This window comes from Ectopseudomonas composti (assembly GCF_900115475.1).
Classification (GTDB): Bacteria; Pseudomonadota; Gammaproteobacteria; order Pseudomonadales; family Pseudomonadaceae; genus Aquipseudomonas; species Aquipseudomonas composti.
On sequence record NZ_FOWP01000006.1, the window covers coordinates 208,157 to 227,949 of the forward strand.

Annotated in this window: 19 protein-coding genes; 7 read left to right on the forward strand and 12 right to left on the reverse strand. The window is 63.5% G+C overall.

Features of this window, described 5'->3' with window-relative positions; genetic code table 11:
• The 4 genes from BM059_RS13405 to BM059_RS13420 all read left to right on the forward strand — a co-directional run bounded on the left by BM059_RS13405 (nucleotide 1) and on the right by BM059_RS13420 (nucleotide 4,308).
• On the forward strand, nucleotides 1-1,419 hold the full coding sequence (locus BM059_RS13405; protein ID WP_083413276.1) for an FAD-binding oxidoreductase: 1,419 nt from the start codon (nucleotides 1-3) through the stop codon (nucleotides 1,417-1,419).
• A gap of 25 nt (nucleotides 1,420-1,444) precedes the next feature.
• Nucleotides 1,445-2,386 carry a 2-hydroxyacid dehydrogenase gene (locus BM059_RS13410; protein WP_074939232.1) on the forward strand — a complete coding sequence of 314 codons (942 nt, stop codon included), beginning with the start codon at nucleotides 1,445-1,447 and terminating at the stop codon, nucleotides 2,384-2,386.
• A 234-nt stretch (nucleotides 2,387-2,620) separates the two neighbouring features.
• Complete coding sequence (locus tag BM059_RS13415; RefSeq protein WP_074939234.1) at nucleotides 2,621-3,550, forward strand: ABC transporter ATP-binding protein; 930 nt, start codon at nucleotides 2,621-2,623, stop codon at nucleotides 3,548-3,550.
• Nucleotides 3,547-4,308 carry an ABC transporter permease gene (locus tag BM059_RS13420; RefSeq protein ID WP_074939236.1) on the forward strand — a complete coding sequence of 254 codons (762 nt, stop codon included), beginning with the start codon at nucleotides 3,547-3,549 and terminating at the stop codon, nucleotides 4,306-4,308. The genes BM059_RS13415 and BM059_RS13420 overlap by 4 nt, the downstream gene beginning before the upstream one ends.
• 146 nt (nucleotides 4,309-4,454) lie before the next feature.
• Here BM059_RS13420 and BM059_RS13425 read toward each other — a convergent pair whose 3' ends face one another.
• From BM059_RS13425 to BM059_RS13435, 3 genes are all read right to left on the reverse strand, one after another.
• Nucleotides 4,455-4,847, reverse strand: coding sequence for a protease inhibitor I42 family protein (locus tag BM059_RS13425; protein ID WP_074939238.1), 393 nt, complete (start codon nucleotides 4,845-4,847; stop codon nucleotides 4,455-4,457).
• 87 nt (nucleotides 4,848-4,934) lie between these two features.
• Nucleotides 4,935-7,331, reverse strand: a complete 2,397-nt coding sequence (gene lon, locus BM059_RS13430; RefSeq protein ID WP_037003634.1) for an endopeptidase La — start codon at nucleotides 7,329-7,331, stop codon at nucleotides 4,935-4,937.
• Nucleotides 7,332-7,392: 61 nt separating this feature from the next.
• Nucleotides 7,393-8,097 carry a hypothetical protein gene (locus tag BM059_RS13435; protein ID WP_074939240.1) on the reverse strand — a complete coding sequence of 235 codons (705 nt, stop codon included), beginning with the start codon at nucleotides 8,095-8,097 and terminating at the stop codon, nucleotides 7,393-7,395.
• Nucleotides 8,098-8,343: 246 nt separating this feature from the next.
• Between BM059_RS13435 and BM059_RS13440 the strand changes: the two genes are divergently transcribed.
• A complete protein-coding gene (locus BM059_RS13440; protein WP_061241868.1) occupies nucleotides 8,344-9,093 on the forward strand; it encodes a helix-turn-helix transcriptional regulator in 750 nt (249 codons plus the stop codon).
• A gap of 291 nt (nucleotides 9,094-9,384) precedes the next feature.
• Here BM059_RS13440 and lpcA read toward each other — a convergent pair whose 3' ends face one another.
• From lpcA to minC, 6 genes are all read right to left on the reverse strand, one after another.
• Entirely contained in the window at nucleotides 9,385-9,972 is a 588-nt protein-coding gene (gene lpcA, locus BM059_RS13445; RefSeq protein WP_074939242.1) for a D-sedoheptulose 7-phosphate isomerase, read from the reverse strand.
• An 8-nt stretch (nucleotides 9,973-9,980) separates the two neighbouring features.
• Nucleotides 9,981-11,270, reverse strand: coding sequence for a M18 family aminopeptidase (locus BM059_RS13450; RefSeq protein WP_074939243.1), 1,290 nt, complete (start codon nucleotides 11,268-11,270; stop codon nucleotides 9,981-9,983).
• Nucleotides 11,271-11,472: 202 nt separating this feature from the next.
• On the reverse strand, nucleotides 11,473-12,108 hold the full coding sequence (locus tag BM059_RS13455) for an RluA family pseudouridine synthase (RefSeq protein WP_074939245.1): 636 nt from the start codon (nucleotides 12,106-12,108) through the stop codon (nucleotides 11,473-11,475).
• 142 nt (nucleotides 12,109-12,250) lie between these two features.
• Nucleotides 12,251-12,505 carry a cell division topological specificity factor MinE gene (gene minE, locus BM059_RS13460; RefSeq protein WP_004423407.1) on the reverse strand — a complete coding sequence of 85 codons (255 nt, stop codon included), beginning with the start codon at nucleotides 12,503-12,505 and terminating at the stop codon, nucleotides 12,251-12,253.
• Entirely contained in the window at nucleotides 12,502-13,317 is an 816-nt protein-coding gene (gene minD / locus BM059_RS13465) for a septum site-determining protein MinD (RefSeq protein ID WP_037003648.1), read from the reverse strand. Before minD ends, minE begins: the two co-directional genes overlap by 4 nt.
• A gap of 101 nt (nucleotides 13,318-13,418) precedes the next feature.
• The gene (gene minC / locus BM059_RS13470) at nucleotides 13,419-14,147 is read right to left on the reverse strand and encodes a septum site-determining protein MinC (RefSeq protein ID WP_074939247.1); all 729 of its coding nucleotides are present in this window, start codon (nucleotides 14,145-14,147) and stop codon (nucleotides 13,419-13,421) included.
• Between the two features lie 228 nt (nucleotides 14,148-14,375).
• Here minC and BM059_RS13475 point away from each other — a divergent pair, with 228 nt between their 5' ends.
• Nucleotides 14,376-15,308 carry a lipid A biosynthesis lauroyl acyltransferase gene (locus BM059_RS13475; protein WP_074939249.1) on the forward strand — a complete coding sequence of 311 codons (933 nt, stop codon included), beginning with the start codon at nucleotides 14,376-14,378 and terminating at the stop codon, nucleotides 15,306-15,308.
• Nucleotides 15,309-15,343: 35 nt separating this feature from the next.
• Nucleotides 15,344-16,525 (forward strand): patatin-like phospholipase family protein, encoded by a 1,182-nt coding sequence (locus BM059_RS13480; RefSeq protein WP_074939250.1) that lies wholly within the window; start codon nucleotides 15,344-15,346, stop codon nucleotides 16,523-16,525.
• Nucleotides 16,526-16,618: 93 nt separating this feature from the next.
• Here the strand turns inward: BM059_RS13480 and BM059_RS13485 are convergent, their stop codons facing one another.
• From BM059_RS13485 to BM059_RS13495, 3 genes are all read right to left on the reverse strand, one after another.
• Nucleotides 16,619-17,473 carry a pirin family protein gene (locus BM059_RS13485; RefSeq protein ID WP_074939252.1) on the reverse strand — a complete coding sequence of 285 codons (855 nt, stop codon included), beginning with the start codon at nucleotides 17,471-17,473 and terminating at the stop codon, nucleotides 16,619-16,621.
• 110 nt (nucleotides 17,474-17,583) lie between these two features.
• Nucleotides 17,584-18,354 carry an MlaA family lipoprotein gene (locus BM059_RS13490; RefSeq protein ID WP_037003663.1) on the reverse strand — a complete coding sequence of 257 codons (771 nt, stop codon included), beginning with the start codon at nucleotides 18,352-18,354 and terminating at the stop codon, nucleotides 17,584-17,586.
• Nucleotides 18,347-19,645: an alpha/beta fold hydrolase family protein gene (locus BM059_RS13495; RefSeq protein ID WP_037003664.1), complete on the reverse strand. Its 1,299-nt coding sequence runs from the start codon at nucleotides 19,643-19,645 to the stop codon at nucleotides 18,347-18,349. The genes BM059_RS13490 and BM059_RS13495 overlap by 8 nt, the downstream gene beginning before the upstream one ends.
• Between the last annotated feature and the right edge of the window lie 148 nt (nucleotides 19,646-19,793).

Genomic DNA, 19,793 nt, shown 5'->3' on the forward strand with positions numbered 1-19,793 from the left:
ATGACTGACCTGTCCGACGATCTGATTCAGGCGTTGCGCGAGGCGGTTGGCGAGGCCGGCCTGGTTACCGACGCTGAGCGCATGCAGAGCTACCTGAGCGACTGGCGCGGTGCCTATCGCGGCCAGGCCGCTGCCGTGCTGCGCCCGGGCTCGACCGAAGAGGTCGCTGCTGTGGTGCGTATTTGCGCGCAAGCCGGCGTGGCCCTGGTGCCACAAGGCGGTAATACCGGCCTCTGTGGCGGCTCGATCCCGGACGAGTCCGGTGCGCAGGTCGTGCTGTCGCTGACGCGCATGAAGCGCATCCGCGAAGTGGACGTGGCCAACGAGACCATCACCGTCGAAGCCGGGGTGATCCTGCAGCAACTGCAGGAGGCCGCCGCCGAAGTCGGCCGGCTGTTCCCGCTGTCGCTGGGCGCCGAAGGCAGTTGCACCGTCGGTGGCAACCTGGCGACCAATGCCGGCGGCACCGCGGTGCTGCGCTACGGCAACATGCGCGACCTGGCCCTGGGCCTGGAAGTGGTGTTGCCTGACGGGCGTATCTGGCACGGCCTGCGCGGGCTGCGCAAGGACAACACCGGCTATGACCTCAAGCACCTGTTCATCGGCAGCGAGGGCACCTTGGGCATCATCACCGCCGCTGTGCTCAAGCTGTTTCCCGCCGTGCGCAGCCTGACCACTGCCTGGGTGGCGCTGCCGAGCCCGCAGGCAGCCGTGGAGCTGATCGGGCAGATGCGTGGGCTGTGTGGCGACCGCCTGACCGGCTTCGAGCTGATGTCGCGGCAGAGCGTCGAGTTCGTCCTGCGCCATGTTGTCGGCGTCAGCGACCCGTTCGCCGAGGTGCATCCCTGGTACGTGTTGATCGAGCTGAGCGATACCCAGCCCAATGCGCCCTTGAACGAGCTGCTTGAACGGGGCCTCGGCGCCGCCTTCGAGCAAGGTGTGGCACTGGATGCCGTGGTCGCTGCCAGCGACGCGCAGGTGCGTGCACTGTGGGCGCTACGCGAGGGCATCTCGGAGGCGCAGAACCACGAGGGGCCGAGTCTCAAGCACGACATCAGCGTACCGGTCAGTCGTATTCCCGACTTCATCGCGCGCACCGACCAGGCGTTGCAGCAGGCATTTCCCGGTGTGCGCATCGTGGCCTACGGGCACGTCGGCGACGGCAACCTGCATTACAACATCAGCAAGCCAGTCGGCGCCGAGGATGGTCCGTTCAAGGCACAGGCCGAGGCGGTCATGCGCGTGATCTACGACTCGACCCTGGAGGATGCCGGTAGCATCAGCGCCGAACATGGCCTGGGCCAATCCAAGCGACTGGCCGCGCAACAGTACAAGGCGCCGCTGGAACTGGAGTTGATGGCTCGCGTCAAGCAGGCGCTGGATCCGGCCGGGCTGATGAACCCGGGCAAATTGCTGTGAATTGACAACTGAAACAGGAGGCCCCATGAGCAAAACCAAGGTGCTGCAGATCGGCCCGCTGAGCGAACGTTTCAACCGCGAGCTGGCCGAGGAATACGAGGTCAGCGCGCTCTGGCAGCAGGCCGAGCCGCTGGCATTCCTGCGCGAGCAGGGTGAACAGTTCATCTACATGGTGTCTTCGGCGCGTTTCGGCTGTACGGCTGATCAACTGGCGCTGCTGCCGAATCTGCGCGCCATCTGCAGTTTCGGCGTTGGCTACGATCCCTATCCACTAGATCTGCTGCGTGATCGCGGTATCGCCCTCAGCACCACGCCGGACGTGCTCAACGACTGTGTGGCCGACCTGGCCATGGGCCTGATGATCGACAGCGCGCGGCGCCTGTCCGAGGCTGAGCGCTTCGTGCGCAGCGGCGTCTGGAGCAGTACCACGGGTTTCCCGCTGGCGCGTCGGGTCAGCGGCAAGCGCCTGGGTATCGTCGGCCTCGGCCGCATCGGCGAGGCGGTGGCGCTACGCGCCTCGGGCTTTTCCATGCCAGTGCGTTACCACAATCGCCGTGCGGTCGAGGGCAGCCCTTACCAGCACGAGCCGGATCTGCTGGCACTGGCGCGCTGGGCGGACTTCCTGGTGCTGACCTGCCCGGGTGGCAAGGCCACCCATCATCTGATCAATGCCGAGGTGCTCGAAGCGCTGGGGGCTGATGGTTTTCTGATCAACGTGGCGCGCGGTTCAGTGGTCGATGAAGCGGCGCTGGTCACTGCCTTGCAGAGAGGTGTGATTGGCGGGGCCGGTCTGGACGTCTACGAACGCGAACCTCAGGTGCCGGCGGCATTGCGCGAGCTGGATAACGTGGTGCTGCTGCCGCACGTCGGCAGCGGTAGTGTCGAGACGCGCCAGCAGATGGCCGATCTGGTGCTGGACAACCTGCGCGCCTTTATCACCACCGGCAACTTGCTGACTCCATTGTAGGGCGGGTGCAACCCGCCAATCGAGATGGCGGGTTTCACCCGCCCTACGGCATACGCCGGGTAGCGCCTGCTGCCTGGCCTATCGTTGCACCGTCATGAGCGGTGCAATCGTTCCTTCCCTCCCGGCAGTACCCCCGGCGCACCACAAGTGCGCCGTTTTTTCTCGCGCGCGCTGATGTAGGCGGCTCATGCCCTGTAAACTGTGGCGTTTTCCGCAGGCAAGGGACAACCCACCGTGCAGTCGGTCATCTCCATCGCACAACTGAACAAGACCTATGCGTCGGGCCATCCGGCCCTGCAAGGCATCAACCTGGACATTCGCCAGGGCGAAATCTTCGCCTTGCTCGGCCCTAACGGCGCCGGCAAGACCACCCTGATCAGCATCATCTGCGGCATCGTCAATCCGGGCGAGGGTAGGGTGCTGGTGGCTGGCTACGACATCGTCCGCGACTACCGTGCAGCGCGTTCGCAGATCGGCCTGGTGCCGCAGGAGCTGGTCAGCGACGTGTTCGAAACCGTCTGGGCGACGGTCAAGTTCAGCCGTGGTCTGTTCGGCAAGAAGCCCGACCCGGCCTACCTGGAACAACTGCTCAAGGACCTGTCGCTGTGGGACAAGCGTAACGCCAAGATCATGGAACTGTCCGGCGGCATGAAGCGTCGGGTGATGATCGCCAAGGCGCTTTCCCACGAGCCGCAGATTCTCTTCCTCGACGAGCCTACCGCCGGTGTCGATGTGGAGCTGCGCCGCGACATGTGGAACATGGTGCGGCGCCTGCGCGAGCGTGGCGTGACCATCATCCTCACCACCCACTACATCGAGGAGGCCGAGGAAATGGCCGACCGCATCGGGGTGATCAGCAAGGGCCGCATCATCCTGGTGGAAGACAAGCAGGTGCTGATGCACAAGCTGGGCAAGAAGCAGCTGACCCTGCAATTGCAGCAGCCACTGTCCTGCGTGCCGGCCGAGCTGGCGCGCTATGGGCTGGAGCTGGCCGATCAGGGCCATGCCCTGGTGTTCACTTTCGATGCCCAGCACGAAAACACCGGCATTGCCGAGTTGCTGCGTGATCTGGCCCAGCACGGCATCGATTTCAAGGACCTGCAGTCGAGCCAGAGTTCCCTGGAGGAGATTTTCGTGTCCCTGCTCAAGGAGTCGCGCGCATGAACCTGTATGCCATCAAGGCCATCTACCTGTTCGAGCTGGCGCGCACCTGGCGCACCCTGCTACAGAGCATCGCCACGCCGGTGATCAGCACCTCGCTGTACTTCGTGGTGTTCGGCTCGGCCATCGGTTCGAGCATGACCCAAGTGCAGGGCGTGAGCTACGGCGCCTTCATCATCCCGGGGCTGATCATGCTGGCGCTGCTGACCGAGAGCATTTCCAACGCCTCGTTCGGCATCTACATGCCCAAATACTCGGGAAGCATCTACGAGCTTCTCTCGGCGCCGGTGTCCTACCTGGAAATCCTGATCGGCTATGTCGGCGCGGCGGCGACCAAGTCGGTAATCCTCGGCCTCATCATCCTGCTCACTGCACGGCTGTTCGTCGATTTCGAGATACAGCATCCGATCTGGATGGCGGCGTTTCTGGTGCTCACTGCGCTGACCTTCAGCCTGTTCGGCTTCATCATCGGCGTGTGGGCCGATGGCTGGGAGAAGCTGCAGATCGTCCCGGCACTGATCGTCACGCCGCTGACCTTTCTCGGTGGCGCCTTCTACTCCATCAGCATGCTGCCGCCAGCCTGGCAGACGGTGACCCTGTTCAACCCGGTAGTTTACCTGATCAGCGCGTTTCGCTGGAGCTTCTACGGCGTGTCGGACGTCAACGTCGGCGTCAGCCTGGCCATGGTGCTGGGCTTTCTGGCGCTGTGCATCGCCCTGGTGGGTTGGATCTTCAAGACCGGTTATCGGCTCAAGAGCTGAGGCCATTCGCGGGAAAAGAAGGGGGCGCATCATGCGCCCCCTTGTTCATTTGCAGCCTGTAGGGCGGGTGAAACCCGCCATGAAATAGGTGGCGGGTTGCACCCGCCCTACGAATCCGTGGCTAAAGCCCCTCCCACAAGCCTTGCTCATTTCACCCGCAGTTCACACTCGAAGGTTTCCGCTGGCGGCACGTTGGGCTCCCAGGGCTGCTGGTAGGTCAGCAGCAGGCGGCCTTCGCCCGGCTCGCGAGCGGTAAAGCGCCAGGTAGAAATGCCGCCAGCGCCCACCAGCCCGGCGTCTTCCGGGTTGCTGTAGACCTCCGGGCCGAGGCTTTGCAGAACGCTTGGCGCCGCGTCACGCACTTCCCAGCGAAAACCGGTGGTGGGGTTGCTGGGCAGGTTGAGGATCAGTTGCTGACCCTTGTTCAGCGTCAGCGGGCACTGCCGATCCTTCTTCAGCTCCAGCGTGCCGGATTGGTGGGCGCAGGCCGTGAGCAGGGCCAGGGCGGGCAGGATAAGCAGACGCAAGGTGGCGTGCATGACGAACTCCAGTCGACGAAACCTGGCCCAGCATAGCCGCACCGGGGTGCGGCGTGCGAGCCGTAGGGTGCGCCGTGCGCACCTTGGTCAGTCGAACAACACCTTGGCCACGTCGCTGTAGCGTTTGGCGAAGTGCACGGTGATGCCTTCCTTGAGGTAGTCCGGCAGTTCCTCGTAACTGCCGCGATTGGCCTCCGGCAGGATCAGCTCGTGGATCTTCTGCCTGCGCGCCGCGATCACCTTCTCGCGCACGCCGCCGATGGGCAGCACCTGGCCGGTGAGGGTCAACTCGCCGGTCATGGCCACGCCCTTTTTCGGCGCCTGGTTGCGCGCCAGAGAAAGCAGGGCGCTGGCCATGGTGACGCCGGCGCTGGGGCCGTCCTTGGGCGTGGCGCCTTCCGGTACGTGCAGGTGGACGAAGGCCTGGTCGAAGAAACTCGGGTCACCGCCGAACTGTTTGAGGTGCGAGCTGACGTAGCTGTAGGCGATCTCCGCCGACTCCTTCATCACCTCGCCGAGTTGGCCGGTGAGCTTGAAGCCGCGGTTGAGCGTATGCACACGTGTGGCCTCGATCGGCAATGTAGCGCCGCCCATGCTGGTCCAGGCCAGGCCGGTGATCACCCCGGTACCGGCCAGCACCCGCTCGTTGCGGAACACCGGCATGCCGAGTGCTTCCTCCAGATCCTTGGCGCCGATACGAATCTTCACCTCGGGATCTTCCAGCAACTTGACCACCGATTTGCGCACCAGCTTGCCCAGTTGTTTTTCCAACTGGCGCACGCCGGCTTCGCGGGCATAGCCTTCGATCACCGCGCGCAGCGCCGCGTCGCTGATGGACAGGCGCGTCTTCGGCACGCCGGCCTTTTCTAGTTGCTTGGGCCACAGGTGGCGTTTGGCGATAGCCAGCTTTTCCTCGGTGATGTAGCCGGACAGGCGGATCACTTCCATGCGGTCGAGCAGTGGCCCGGGGATGGAGTCGAGGGTGTTGGCGGTGCAGACGAACAGCACCTTGGACAGATCCAGGCGCAGGTCCAGATAGTGGTCGAGGAATTCGACGTTCTGTTCCGGGTCGAGGGTTTCCAGCAGCGCCGAGGCCGGGTCGCCCTGGTAACTGGTGCCCATCTTGTCGATCTCGTCGAGCATGATCACCGGGTTCATCACCTCGGCTTCCTTCAGCGCCTGCACCAGCTTGCCGGGCATGGCGCCGATGTAGGTGCGGCGATGACCCTTGATCTCCGCCTCGTCACGCATGCCGCCGACCGAGAAACGGTAGAACGGCCTGCCGAGTGATTCGGCGATGGACTTGCCGATGCTGGTCTTGCCCACGCCGGGCGGGCCGACCAGCAGCACGATGGACCCGGCGATCTCGCCCTTGAAGGCACCGACGGCAAGAAACTCGGTAATACGCTCCTTGATGTCGTCCATGCCGGCGTGGTGCTTGTCCAGCACCTTGCGCGCGCGGCCCAGGTCGAGCTTGTCCTCGCCATGAATACCCCAGGGCAGGGCGGTGGCCCAGTCCAGGTAATTGCGCGTGACGGCGTATTCCGGCGAGCCGGCTTCGAGGATCGATAGCTTGTTCAGCTCTTCATCGATGCGCTTCTGCGCTGGCGCCGGCAGGGTCTTGCCTTCCAGGCGGGCGAGAAACTCTTCGCGATCCGCGCTCTTGTCGTCCTTGCTGATGCCCAGTTCCTGCTGGATCAGCTTGAGCTGCTCCTTGAGGAAGAACTCGCGCTGGCGCTCGCCGATCTGCTTGTTGACCTCGGCCGACAGCTCTTTCTGCAGGCGGCCGACTTCGACTTCCTTGCGCAGCAGTGGCAGCACTTTCTCCATGCGTTTGAGCATGGGCACAGTGTCCAGCACTTCCTGTAGCTCCTGGCCGGAGGCGGTGGTCAGGGCGGCGGCGAAGTCGGTGAGCGGCGACGGCTCGTTGGGGCTGAAGCGATTGAGGTAGTTCTTCAGCTCCTCGCTGTACAGCGGGTTGAGCGGTAGCAGCTCCTTGATCGCGTTGATCAGCGCCATGCCGTAGGCCTTGACCTCGTCACGCGGGTAGGCCGGCGGCTGTGGATATTCCACTTCGGCCAGGTACGGGCCGCGGCGGCTGAGCCAGCCACGAATGCGCACGCGGGTCAGACCCTGGGCGACGAACTGCAGCTTGCCGCCTTCCTCGCTGACGTGGTGCACGCGCACCAGCGTGCCGTGCTCGGGCAGGCTGTCGAGGTCGAATTCGCCGTGCTCGTCCGGTGGGTTGTCGACGAAGAACACGGCCAGGCACTTGTGCTCGGTGTTGCCAACCCGCGTCAGGGTCCGACCCCAGGGCTGCTGGTTGACGATCACCGGCAACACCTGCGCCGGGAAGAATGGGCGGTTGTGGATGGGGATGATGTAGAGCTTGTCCGGCAACTGCTGCGCGGGCAGTACCAGGCCGGTGCTGCTGGACTGGGCGTGAACTTCGACGGCCTCTGGGGTGTTGTCCTGATCGTTCATGGAGCACCTTTGCGTGTACGTTGGTTGCTACATGGGGCGAGCGCGGGATTTTTTCAACGGCTCAATCAAGACTCAGGCGAATGCCCAGCAGGCGCTGTTCGATCAGCGGCGTGAGCAGGGCGAAGCATTCAGCGGGTGTCAGGCGTACGTGCGCAGGCTCGATCAGGTCGCTCTGCAGGCGCTCGATCAGTGCCAGCAGAGGCGGGTCCTGCTCCTGGTCGAGCAGGCGGTTGCAGAGAAAGCGCAGTTGCATCTGCAGGCCGGGCGGGCAGCGTTCGTAATTGGCTGCGCGTGTCGCCAGGCCCCGCAGCCTGGCGAGGTCTTCGAGTGAGCGGCAGGCTTCACCGAGGCCGCGAATCCTGAAGTGGTCCTGGCGATAGAGGCGATCTTCGAGCAGCTCGATCACCTCCAGCAGCGCCTCGATCAGTCGACAATGGGCATCGAAATCGGCGGGTTTGCGGCGTAGCTGCGGCCAGTGCTGTTGCAAGGGCGGCAGCAGCAGGCTGGCGCCAGGCCAGTTGAGCCAGAGTTCGTCCAGTTGCTGCGCCAGAGCGTTGCGTTGCGCCACGCTGTCGGCATCCAGCTGCGCTCCCAGGCCGCGATGCCTCTGCAGCGCCTGCAACAGGTCCAGGCAGCGCTGCACGATTTCGGTATCCGCCTGCTTGCTGGCTTTGAGCTGACGATGCTCTGCGCGATGGCTGAGCCAGTAACCCAGGACCAGCAGCAGAACCAGTATAGGCAGGAGAATCAGGGCGGTATCGCTCATCGAGGCTCGCTTGTTGTGGTCGATCCAGAGCAGCGAAGCAACTCTCCTGCCATCTGCCTGGCGGCTGCGTAATGTGGTTCAGCGAGTGAGCGTGGGTGCACGGTAATAGAGCCTGGAGTGCTTAGGAGGTACGATTCGGTGCGTAGGTTGCTATAGGTGCAACCGTTTGGCTGATAGGTGGTTGCGGCGTTTTTCTTTCGAAAGGAGTAAAGTGCAACCCTTGTTTCGTGCTGCCAGTCTTTTGCGATGCTGCAAGCCCGTGTGATCCGCCTGGATGAACAGGCCCATGAACATGCCCATGATCATCATCAGTTGGTGATGTCCCTGGTCGGCCGTGCCGAATTCGAAGTCGGCGGCCGTGGCGGGGAAGTCTGCCGCATGCGCGCCTGCCTGGTGCCGGGCGATGCTGCTCACCAGTTCGCCGGCATGGGTGACAACCGCATGCTGATTCTCGATCTGGACGAGCAGGACACGCCCAGCGAAGACCTGGAGCTGCTCCATCGCCTGTTCGAAACCCCTCGTTATCCCGCCCTCGATGTCGATTTCCAACACCTGCTGACCTATGCCGGCGCGGAGTTGGAGCGCTATGGCAGCGACTCGATCCTGGCGCGTTCTCTGGGTGGGGTATTGCTTCGTGCGTTGCACCTGCGCCTGTTCGGTGAGCAGCGCCGGCAGCCACAAGGTGCAATGGACCTGCAGCGGCTGGATGATTACATCGGTGAACACCTGGCGCGGCGCATCAGCGTTGCCGAGCTGGCGCAGGAAATGTGCCTGAGTCCCAGCCACTTCCATGCCCAGTTCAAGGACAGTGTCGGCCTCACGCCACACCAATACCTGCTCCAGACCCGCCTCGACCGTGCCGCGCGCATGCTGCGCGAAAGCAACCTGCCGCTGGTGCGCATCGCCGAGGAGTGTGGTTTCTCCAGCCAGAGCGCGCTGACCACGGCCATGCGCCGCTACATGGGCCTGACCCCGAAACGCCTGCGCGCCGCGTAGGGCGTTTAACCGAACACCGCAGATTTGGCGGGTTGCACCCGCCCTACAACACTGAGTCGATGCCGCTTTTGTAGGAGTGAGCTCTGCTCGCGAAGCTTTTGCTGCTGGCGCTGTTCGCGAGCAGAGCTCGCTCCTACAGGGCTGGCAGTTAGCCGCCTGTGACCTTGTTGATCACGCCGCTGCATCTACAGTGGCGTAACCCAGCATTGGCGCACCGCCGAAGATCGCCCAGTCGAGTAGGGTGGGCTTCAGCCCACCAGTCAGCCCACATGCCATGTAAGTCTGGTGGGGTCAGACGTAGTTCTGCGGGCTCAGCTTGCGCTCGATCAGCTCGATGAGGATGTGCAGGGTCTTGATATGCAACTCCTGCACGCGGTCGGCGAAGTCGCCACCCGGGGCGCAGATGCACACGTCGGCCAGGCTTTCCAGTAGCGAGCCGGGCTTACCGGTCAGGGCGATCACCTTCACGCCCAGCGTCTTGGCCGCTTCGGCGGCCTTGACCACGTTGGGGCTCTTGCCGCTGGTGCTGATGGCGATCAGCACGTCACCTGCGCGGCCGTGGGACTCGATGTAGCGCGAGAAGATGAAGTCGTAGCCGAAATCATTGGCCACGCAGCTGATGTGGCTGGGGTCGCTGATCGATACGGCGGCGATGCCCGGGCGGTTCTTGCGATAGCGCCCGGTCAGTTCCTCGGCGAAGTGCATGGCGTCGCACATCGAGCCGCCGTTGCCGCAGGAAAAGGCCTTGCCCTTGTTCTCGAAACTCTCGACCAGCAGCTCGGCTGCCTTCTGGATATTGCCCAGGGTTTGTTCGTTGGCGAGGAAGGCCTCCAGCGCACGCTGGGCTTCCTGCAGGCTGTTGCGGATATGCTCGATCATCTTGGGCCTCAAGGCAGGTCGCTGCTGGAATAGAAGGCGGTCAACACTTTCACCAGATGATCCAGGTCATGGCTGCCGGCCAGTTCGCGGATCGAGTGCATGGCGAAGGTGGGCAGGCCGATATCGACCGTGCGCACGCCCAGCTGGCTGGCGGTGATCGGGCCGATGGTAGAGCCGCAGCCCATGTCGCTGCGCACCACGAAACTCTGCACCGGCACTTCGTTCTCCAGGCACAGATGGCGGAAGAACCCGGCGGTCTCGCTGTTGGTGGCGTAGCGCTGGTTGCTGTTGATCTTGATCACCGGGCCGGCGTTGAGCTTGGGCCCGTGGTTGCCGTCGTGCTTGTCGGCGTAGTTGGGGTGCACGCCATGGGCGTTGTCGGCCGACACCAGCAGTGAGCGCTGGATGGCGCGGACGAAGGCGTCGCCTTCTGGCAGCACGCGGCGCAGTACCTGTTCGAGGAACGGGCCGTCGGCGCCGCAGGCCGAGCAGGAGCCCACTTCTTCGTGGTCGGTGCAGACCAGTACGCAGGTTTCCTCGTCGTCCGAGTCGATCAGCGCCTGCAGGCCGGCGTAGCAGGACAGCAGGTTGTCCAGGCGCGCGCTGGCGATGAAGTCCTGGTTGAGGCCGACGATGGCGGCGCTCTGGGTGTCGTAGAAGCTCAGCTCGTAGTCCAGCACCGCGTCCGGGTTGAAGTCGTGCTCCATGGCCAGCTGTTCGGCGAGCAGGGCGCGGAAGTCGGCAGTTTCGCTGCTGGCGAGCTGGGCCAGGATCGGCGGCAGTTCGTTCTGCGGGTTGATCGCCCAGCCCTGGTTGGCCTCACGGTTGAGGTGGATGGCCAGGCTGGGGATCACGGCGATGGGCTGGTAGAAGTCGATCAGCTGGCTCTCGACCTTGCCGTCGCGGCGGTAGGTCACGCGGCCAGCCAGCGACAGGTCACGGTCGAACCAGGGGGCGAGCAGGGCGCCGCCGTAGACTTCCACGCCGAGCTGGAAGAAGCCCTGGCGTTGCAGCTCAGGGTTCGGCTTGACGCGCAGGCAGGGGCTGTCGGTATGTGCGCCGACCAGACGAATGCCGCCGTCGACGGCCGGGCGTTTGCCCAGTTTGAAAGCGATGATCGAGGAGTCGTTGCGGGTTACGTAGTAGCGGCCGCCGGCTTCGGTCTGCCAGGGGGCGCGTTCGTCCAGATGACGGTAACCCGCGGCTTCCAGGCGCATGGCCAGGCTGGTGGTGGCATGGAAAGGCGTCGGCGAGGCGTTGAGAAAATCGAGCAAGCCTTGGATCAGTTCTTCGCGCATAGGGACTCCGGGCAACGATGGCGCGAGTGTAACCAATTTGCATCGCGCTGTGCCGGCTATGCACTTGTTTGGGGCGATAGTCTCAGGCTATCCGCGGGTAGGGTGCGCTGTACGCACCGCTTCGCGTTTGTTGTCTGAGATTGCCCCGCCGCCTTTGCTGGTGCGCACGGCGCACCCTACGGGAGATGAGGGCTGGGAGTCGTCAGAACGGCGCCGGGCACTCGAAGCGCAGGCGCTCGCCCGTTTGCGGGTGGGTGAGGGCGAGCATGCTGGCGTGCAGGCACAGGCGCTCATGGGCGGCCAAGGCCTGTTCGTGGGCGTAGAGGCGGTCGCCCAGCAGCGGGTGACCGATGGACAGCATGTGCACGCGCAGTTGGTGCGAACGGCCGGTGATGGGCGTGAGTTCGACCCGGCACCAGTCGCCGCAGCGCTCGACGATGCGCCAGTGGGTCAGCGCGTGCTTGCCCAGTTCATGATCGACGACGTGGCGTGGTTTGGTCGGCGGGTCGTAGCGTAGCGGCAGGTCGATGCTGCCGCTGTCGGCCTGCGGCTGGCCCCAGCACAGGGCGGTGTAGGCCTTCTCGGTCTCGCGGTCGTGGAACTGGCGCGACAGCTCGCGGTGGCTGTCGGCATCGCGGGCCAGGACGATGATGCCGGAGGTTTCCCAGTCCAGCCGATGCACGATGCGCGCTTCAGGGTAGCCGTTTTCCTGCAGGCGGGTGACCAGGCAATCCTTGTTGTCATCGGCGCGGCCCGGCACCGACAGCAGCAGGGTGGGCTTGTTGATCACCAACAGGGCGGCGTCCTGGTGGAGCATTTCGATCTGGCTTAGCGGCATGGTGTGTGGGCTGGTGTAGGAGCGGATTTATCCGCGATGCTGTTGGCCTGTAGAAGCTTCGCGGATGAATCCGCTCCTACAGGTGCGTGTTGCTACAAACGAACACGGCGGCCGAAGCCGCCGTGAGCGCTGCCAGTCTCGATCAACGATCCGGCAGAGTGATATTCAGCTCCAGGATCGAGCAACTGCCCTGGTTTTCCAGGGCGACCTGTACCTGGTCGGAGTCGATGTTGACGTACTTGCGGATCACTTCCACCAACTCCTGCTGTAGGGCAGGCAGGTAGTCAGGCTGAGTACGCTGGCCGCGTTCGTGGGCAACGATGATCTGCAGGCGCTCTTTGGCGATGGAGGCTGTGGTTTCCTTCTTGCGCGAACGCAAGAAGTCAAAAATATTCATTCTCGACCTCCAAACAGGCGCTGCAGGAAGCCCTGCTTCTTCACATCCAGGAAGCGGTGCGCAACTTCCTTGCCCAGCAGTCGATCGACTGCGTCGCTGTAAGCCTGGCCGGCATCGCTCTGGTCATCGAGGATGACCGGGATACCCTGGTTGGATGCCTTGAGCACGGCCTGGGATTCGGGGATCACGCCGAGCAGGCGGATGGCGAGGATTTCCTCGACGTCTTCGACGCCGAGCATCTCGCCCTTGGTGACGCGCTCGGGGTTGTAACGGGTCAGCAGCAGGTGCTCCTTGATTGGCTCTTCGCCTTTCTCGGCGCGTCGCGATTTGCTCGCCAGCAGGCCGAGCATACGGTCGGAGTCACGTACCGAGGACACTTCCGGGTTGGTCACGACGATGGCTTCGTCGGCGAAATACATTGCCAAGTGCGCACCCTTCTCGATACCGGCCGGCGAATCGCAGACCACGTATTCGAAATTCTGCGACAGCTCGCTGATCACCTTCTCGACGCCTTCCAGAGTCAGGGCGTCCTTGTCACGGGTCTGGCTGGCGGCCAGCACGTAGAGGTTCTCGAGGCGCTTGTCCTTGATCAGGGCCTGGGTCAGGGTGGCTTCGCCGTTGACGACGTTGACGAAGTCGTACACCACGCGGCGTTCGCAGCCCATGATCAGGTCGAGGTTACGCAGGCCGACGTCGAAGTCGACGATGACGGTCTTGTGGCCGCGCAGGGCGAGGCCGGTACCGATGGCAGCGCTGGTGGTGGTTTTACCGACGCCACCTTTGCCGGAAGTGACTACGAGGATCTTGGCCAAGGTGATTCACCCTAAAAAATGAAAAAAACGCGGGAATCCATCAGCCAATCGAGGCTTCCGGATGCCTTTTTTATGTCCGTAAAAAGTGGCCGCAGTATCCGTTAAAGGCGGGTGATGTTCAACACGTCACCCGACAGGCTGACCTGTATCGCGTCGCCCCACAGCGGGTCGCGTCGCAGGTCTTCGGCGACCTTGTAATGGCCGGCAATCGACAACATTTCGGCGCCCATTTGCTGACAAAAAATCCGTGCCTTGGTGTTGCCTTTGATGCCAGCCAGAGCACGGCCACGCATGGGCGCGTAAACATGGATGTTGCCATCGGCGAGAAGTTCCGCCCCAGCGCTGACCGGCGCCAGTACGATCAGATCGCCACCCTGGGCATAAATCTGCTGGCCGCCGCGTACCGGTGTGGTGACGATGCGGCTGGGCTTGTGCTCCGGTTCGGCCGGTTTTTCTTCGACTTTCTTCGGTACCGGATCGATGGGGCGCTCGCGTGCGCCGGACGGTGGCAGTACTGGCAGATCCATGGCTTCGGCGGCAGCGATGTCACTTTCCCGCGAGGCGCGGATGGCCAGGGTGCGCAAGCCGTGGCGGCGGCAGACGGCCATCAGTTCGGCCAGGTCCAGTTCGCCTTCGCCTTCCGGTAGTTTGTCCAGGGCCAGCACCAGCGGCGTGTTGCTGAAGAAGGCCGGGGCCTGGGCGACTTTTTCCGTCAGTTGCGCGTCGAGGCGTTCGAGATCGTTGTGCGCCAGTTCCATCACGGTGATGGCGAGCATGCTGCCCTTGAGCTGGAACACGGGGTCTTGGGCGAGGAGGTCGGCTTGGCTCATGGTGATGCGATGGGCCTTCTGGCGAGTCGAAAGATGCCCGGACTTATAACGACATAGCCCGCATGCCGCAAGCCGCGCGCGTCGGCGAAGAGTGGTCGGGGCGATGCGAGGTAGAGGCCACGGCTGTCGATTCGCTGTCGTGACCAGTGGTGCTGGCAGCGATGCCACCGAGCCGGCCGGGAAAACTGCGTTAGAATGCGCGGCTTTGTAAGTGATCGGAAACGCCTCATGGATCGCCCCCGCTTTCGCGCCTGTTTTCTTTATCCGCGCTTCTGGCCGCTGTGGCTGGGCCTTGGGCTGCTGTGGCTGGTGGTGCAGTTGCCTTATGGCATGCAGCTGAAGCTGGGGCGGGCGCTGGGCTGGCTGATGTACCACACGGCCAGCTCGCGTCGGCAGATCGCCACGCGCAACCTGGAGCTGTGCTTTCCCGGCAAGAGCGCCGCCGAGCGCGAGCGTCTGCTCAAGGAGAACTTCGCCTCCACCGGTATCGCCTTCTTCGAAATGGCCATGAGCTGGTGGTGGCCCAAGGCGCGGCTGGCGCGGTTGGCACATGTAGAAGGCCTCGAGCACCTGCAGCAGGCGCAAGCCGAGGGACAGGGCGTGATCCTCATGGCGGTGCACTTCACCACCCTGGAGATCGGCGCCGCGCTGCTCGGTCAGTTGCACACCATCGACGGTATGTACCGCGAGCACGATAACCCGTTGTTCGACTATATCCAGCGCCGTGGCCGCGAGCGCCACAACCTCGATGCCAGCGCCATCGAGCGCGAGGACATTCGCGCCATGCTCAAAGTACTGCGTGCCGGTCGCGCGATCTGGTATGCGCCGGATCAGGACTACGGCCGCAAGCAGAGCATCTTCGTGCCGTTGTTCGGCATCCAGGCGGCGACGGTCACTGCTACCACCAAGTTCGCTCGTCTGGGCAAGGCGCGCGTAGTGCCCTTCACCCAGCAGCGCCTGGCTGATGGCAGCGGTTATCGTCTGGTGATCCATCCGCCGCTCGCAGGTTTCCCGGGCGAGAGTGAAGAAGCCGATTGCCTGCGTATCAACCAGTGGATCGAACAGGTGATCAGCGCCTGCCCCGAGCAGTACCTGTGGGCTCACCGTCGCTTCAAGACGCGCCCCGAAGGCGAAGCGAAGCTCTACGGAGCGCGCACATAGCGCATCTATACTGCAACGAAAAACAGGATCGCCCGATGACCGTGATTGCCCGTCCCGATGCGCCCGTAACTGGGTTGATCCTCTCTGGTGGTGGGGCGCGGGCGGCCTATCAGGTGGGTGTACTGTCAGCCATCGCCGATCTGCTACCGGATACGTCGCACAATCCCTTTCCGGTTATCGTCGGTACCTCGGCCGGGGCGATCAACGCCGTCAGCCTGGCTTGTGGTGCGCTGCAGTTCGGCGAAGCGGTGCGGCGCCTGACCTCGGTCTGGCAGGGCTTTCATACCCACATGGTGTATCGCAGCGACTGGCCTGGGGTGCTGCGCCAGGCGGCACGTTTCGTTGGCCACAGCCTGCTCGGCCTGGGGCGCGATGCTCCGGTGGCGTTGCTCGACAGCTCGCCGCTACGTGAGCTGCTGGCGCGTGAACTGGATTTTTCCGGTATCGCGGCGGCGGTACGCCATCGCCAGTTGCGCGCGGTGGCGGTGACCGCTTTCGGTTACGAAAGCGGCCAGGCGATGACCTTCTATCAGGGCCGCGCCACCATCGACCCCTGGTTTCGCCACCGCCGTGTCGGTGTGCCGACGCGGTTGCAACTCGAACACCTACTGGCCAGCGCGTCGATCCCGCTGATCTTTCCGCCGGTGAAGATCAACCGCGAATATTTCGGTGACGGCGCAGTACGTCAGGCCGCGCCGATCAGCCCGGCACTGCATCTGGGTGCCAGTCGCGTACTGGTGATCGGGGTCAGTGGCAACGCACACAGCAGTACGTCTGTGCCGGTACCGGTCAGCCCGGCCAACCGACCGCCAAGCCTGGCGCAGATTGGCGGGCACATGCTCAACAGCACCTTTATCGACAACCTGGAAACCGATATCGAACTGCTCGAACGGCTCAACCAGATGAGCGCATTGGTGCCGCCGGAGTCGCGCCCGCGCGGGTTGGGCTTGAACCCGGTGGACGTGCTGGTGATCGCCCCAAGCCAGCCGCTGGATCAGATCGCCGCACGCCATCAGCGCGAGCTGCCCCGGGCATTGCGCCTGTTCCTGCGTGGCCCAGGCGCGACCAAGGCCGGTGGTGCGGGCGTGCTCAGCTACCTGCTGTTCGAGCCCGGCTATTGCAGTGAGCTGATCGAACTGGGCTATCAGGATGCGATGACGCGCAAGGCCGACCTCTGTCGCTTTCTCGGGCTGGCCGAAGTGGCGCAGCCTGCCTGAACCGCCGTGTTCGCGATTTGGTAGGCTGCGCTGCGTGTTCTCTCAATGGCTGGCGACGCGTGCGGCGCACCCTACAGTTTGCTCGGCAGTGCTTCAGGCCAGCACACCATCGCGAAAATCACGCAGGGCCTGCTCGATTTCCTCGCGGCTGTTCATCACGAACGGCCCGTATTGCACGATGGGCTCATTCAGCGGTGTGCCGGCGATCAGCAGCACTCGCGCGCCCTGGGCGCTGGTCAGGTGCAGTTCACCCTCGTCGGAGAGGCGTACCAGGCGCCCGGCACCGGCCGCTTGAGCGTTGGCTCCAGGCAGCTCCAGCGAACCCTCGTAAACGTAGAGCATGACCCGCTGACCATCGGCCAGGCGCGGTGAAACCTGGCTGCCGGCCGGCAGGTGCAGGTCGAAGAGCTGAGGCTGGGTGTGTGGACGCTGCACGGCGCCTGCCTGACGAATCTCGCCGTCATCGAATTCACCGGCGATCACCACCACCTCGACGCCGGACGCCGTGTTGATGCGCGGGATCTCGCTGGCCGGGATGTCGCGATAACCGGCTTCGCCCAACTTGTCCTTGGCCGGCAGGTTGAGCCACAGCTGGAAGCCGCGCATGGCGCCGGACTCCTGCTCGGGCATCTCGCTGTGGATGATGCCGCGCGCGGCGGTCATCCATTGCACGCCACCGCTACCGAGTAGGCCGACGTTGCCCAGGTGATCTTCATGGCGCATGCGCCCTTCGATCATGTAGGTAATGGTCTCGAAACCACGGTGCGGGTGCGGCGGGAAACCGGCGATGTAGTCGTCGGGATTGTCGGTGGAGAACTCGTCGAGCATCAGGAACGGATCGAAGCGTTCCAGGCCAGGCCCACCGATCACGCGGTTGAGGCGCACACCGGCGCCGTCGGAAGCGGGTTGGCCAGGCTGGATGCTGATGACGCGGCGTTGCGAGGTCATGGCGGGCTCCTTGAGTGGTAGGAATGACGCCATGCTATGCGTATTGAATCGATCTTTGGTTGGAAAATTTCTGGGAGATGCATCGATTAATTCGATGCATCTCCCAGGAGTCAGTCGGCGATCTTCAGCTTGCGCGACTCGTGGTAGAAGAAGCGCAGCTTCTCGTACTCGAATGGCGAGTTCAGTTGGCCGTAGCGGAAGCCGGTATTGGCGCGGGTGTCGACGACACGCAGCACGGTAATGCCGGGGTTGCTGCGGCTGGCATCGGCCACGTCGAGGTAGTTGACCGCGTTTTCCAGGCTGTAGTCCGCCACCAGGCCACCGGTGTCGCGCAGGTTCGACGGACCGAGCAGCGGCAGCATCAGGTACGGACCGGCAGGTACGCCGTAGTAACCCAGCGTCTGGCCGAAGTCTTCGCTCAAGCGCGGCAGACCCATCATCGTCGCCGGGTCCCAGACGCCGCCCACCCCGATGATGGTGTTGAACAGCAAGCGAGCCGTGCTGTTCATCGCCCGCTTGCCCTTGAGCTGCAGCAGGCTGTTGGCCAGCGTGGGAATCTCGCCCAGGTTGTTGAAGAAGTTGTGCACGCCGCTCTGCACCAGGTTCGGCGTGACGTAGCGGTAGCCGTCGACCACGGGCAGGAACACCCACTGATCGAAGCGGTAGTTGAAGTGATAGACGCGGCGGTTCCACGACTCCAGCGGGTCATAGACCTGCAGGGCGTCACTGGAAGCGCGTTCGAATTCCTGCTGATCCAGACCAGGGTTGAACTGCAGGTGCTGCAGTGGATTGGTGAAGCCGTCGGCGTCTACCTGGTGCTCGGCCAGGGCCTGCCCGCTGGCCAGCAGCAGGGCGATGATGAGAGTGCTGTGCTTAACCACGGAAGAACTCCAGCATGGCGTCGGCGTTGACGCGATAGTTGAGGTTGCCGCAGTGCCCGCCGCGCGGGTAAAGGGTCAGGCGCTCGCCAAAGGTGCTGCGCAGGAAGCCGATGTCGCCCTGGCCGAGGATCAGGTCGTCGGCGTTGTGCATCACGGCGATCTTGTCGCTGCCTTTGAGGTAATCCTCCAGTGCATACAGGCTGCTCTTTTCGATCAACTGGTTGAGGCTGCCGCCGTCATAACGAGCGCGCCACATGGGCATCAGTTGCTCGGCGATGTAGCAGTCGAAGTCGCAGCGCAGGGCCATCTGGAAGAAGGGTGTGAGGCTGGTGCTCTCGGTGATGTGGTAGTCGCGCGGGGTGATCAGGCCGCGGCGGTTGAGCAGGTCCGAGGTGAATACGATGTCGGCAGACGAGAAGCGGAATGAAGTGCCGATCAGCATCGCCATCTGCTCATTGGAAAGCTTTTCCTTGGACTGCTGGAAGTCGTAGAGCATGGCCTCGTTGATGTCCAGATAGCCCTTGTCGTTGAAGTAGCGGGTCAGCTTGCCCAGCACCAGGTCGTAGAAGTTGGTGCTGTTGTCGATGCCCTGCACCTTGGTCTGCACCAGTTTGTCCAGATTGCTGATGGAGGTGTAGAGGTTGACTGGCGGGTTGAGCAGCAGCACGCGTTTGAAGTCGAAGGCGCGGCGGGTTTCATCCAGCTGGCTGACGAAGGCGGCATGCAGCGCGCCCAGGCTGTAGCCGGTCAGCAGGAACTCGCTGACTTCCAGCTTCGGATGCTGGGCACGCACGGCTTGCATGGCGCGGTACAGATCGTCGGCGTCGTCCGGGCTGTAGCCTGGTGTGGCCGAGCGCGAGGCGGCGGCCATGAAGTCGTAGCTGGTCGGTGACGACAGCTGGACGACGTGGAAGCCAGCGCCGTAGAACAGCTTCTTCAGGTACTCGGTAGTGCCGCTGGCATAGTGCGCACCGGTGCCGGAAATGATGAAGATCAGCGGCGCACGTCCGTTTTGCTGGGCCAGGCGATAGCGCAGCTTGGTCACTGGCCAGAAGTTGTCCAGCAGCTCGAACTCACGGTCCGGGCGCAGACGCACCGAGTAGTCGCTTTGTCTGATGTCGCCATCGGCCGGCAATTCGGGGCGCAGCTCCGGCGGCGTGGTCGCGATGGTCGCCTCGAACGGGTTGGCCAGTGGATAGCCATAGCTTTCCGCATCCACATCGGCGGCCATCGCGGAGGCACAGAAGACCAGGCCGCCGAGCAAGGCGGCGAGTCGGGCAAGGCTGGGCATGTATTAAGTCCCTTTGAATAAGAGAACGTCTGGATTGAACAGCTGGCTTATGACAGCAGCAAGCGGGGCAAAGTGCCAGACTATCCTGCCTTATCTCAGGGAAACATGCGTAGCTGTAATAAGAGATGCGCGCGCCCGATTGACCACA